The 1221-nt window shown below is 44.0% G+C and carries 1 protein-coding gene; it reads right to left on the bottom strand.

Going from position 1 to position 1221, the window contains the following annotated elements; translation table 11 throughout:
• A partial coding sequence (locus B6D18_RS12340; RefSeq protein WP_001449585.1) for an IS4-like element ISVsa5 family transposase occupies positions 1-1141 on the bottom strand: 1141 nt, incomplete at its 3' end.
• Positions 1142-1221 lie beyond the last annotated feature (80 nt).

Genomic DNA, 1221 nt, shown 5'->3' with positions numbered 1-1221 from the left:
AGTCTTCCCTTGTTATTGTGTAGCCAGAATGCCGCAAAACTTCCATGCCTAAGCGAACTGTTGAGAGTACGTTTCGATTTCTGACTGTGTTAGCCTGGAAGTGCTTGTCCCAACCTTGTTTCTGAGCATGAACGCCCGCAAGCCAACATGTTAGTTGAAGCATCAGGGCGATTAGCAGCATGATATCAAAACGCTCTGAGCTGCTCGTTCGGCTATGGCGTAGGCCTAGTCCGTAGGCAGGACTTTTCAAGTCTCGGAAGGTTTCTTCAATCTGCATTCGCTTCGAATAGATATTAACAAGTTGTTTGGGTGTTCGAATTTCAACAGGTAAGTTAGTTGCTAGAATCCATGGCTCCTTTGCCGACGCTGAGTAGATTTTAGGTGACGGGTGGTGACAATGAGTCCGTGTCGAGCGCTGATTTTTTCGGCCTTTAGAGCGAGATTTATACAATAGAATTTGGCATGAGATTGGATTGCTTTTAGTCAGCCTCTTATAGCCTAAAGTCTTTGAGTGACTAGATGACATATCATGTAAGTTGCTGATAGGTTTCCAGTTTTCCGCTCCTAGGTCTGCATATTGTACTTTTCCTCTTACTCGACTTAACCAGTACCAACCCAGCTTCTCAACGGATTTATACCATGGCACTTTAAAGCCAGCATCACTGACAATGAGCGGTGTGGTGTTACTCGGTAGAATGCTCGCAAGGTCGGCTAGAAATTGGTCATGAGCTTTCTTTGAACATTGCTCTGAAAGCGGGAACGCTTTCTCATAAAGAGTAACAGAACGACCGTGTAGTGCGACTGAAGCTCGCAATACCATAAGTCGTTTTTGCTCACGAATATCAGACCAGTCAACAAGTACAATGGGCATCGTATTGCCCGAACAGATAAAGCTAGCATGCCAACGGTATACAGCGAGTCGCTCTTTGTGGAGGTGACGATTACCTAACAATCGGTCGATTCGTTTGATGTTATGTTTTGTTCTCGCTTTGGTTGGCAGGTTACGGCCAAGTTCGGTAAGAGTGAGAGTTTTACAGTCAAGTAAGGCGTGGCAAGCCAACGTTAAGCTGTTGAGTCGTTTTAAGTGTAATTCGGGGCAGAATTGGTAAAGAGAGTCGTGTAAAATATCGAGTTCGCACATTTTGTTGTCTGATTATTGATTTTTGGCGAAACCATTTGATCATATGACAAGATGTGTATCTACCTTAACTTAATGATTTT

This window comes from Gilliamella sp. A7 (genome assembly GCF_002142015.1).
Lineage (GTDB): Bacteria > Pseudomonadota > Gammaproteobacteria > Enterobacterales > Orbaceae > Gilliamella > Gilliamella apis_A.
This window is presented reverse-complemented; position numbering and strand designations above follow the sequence as displayed.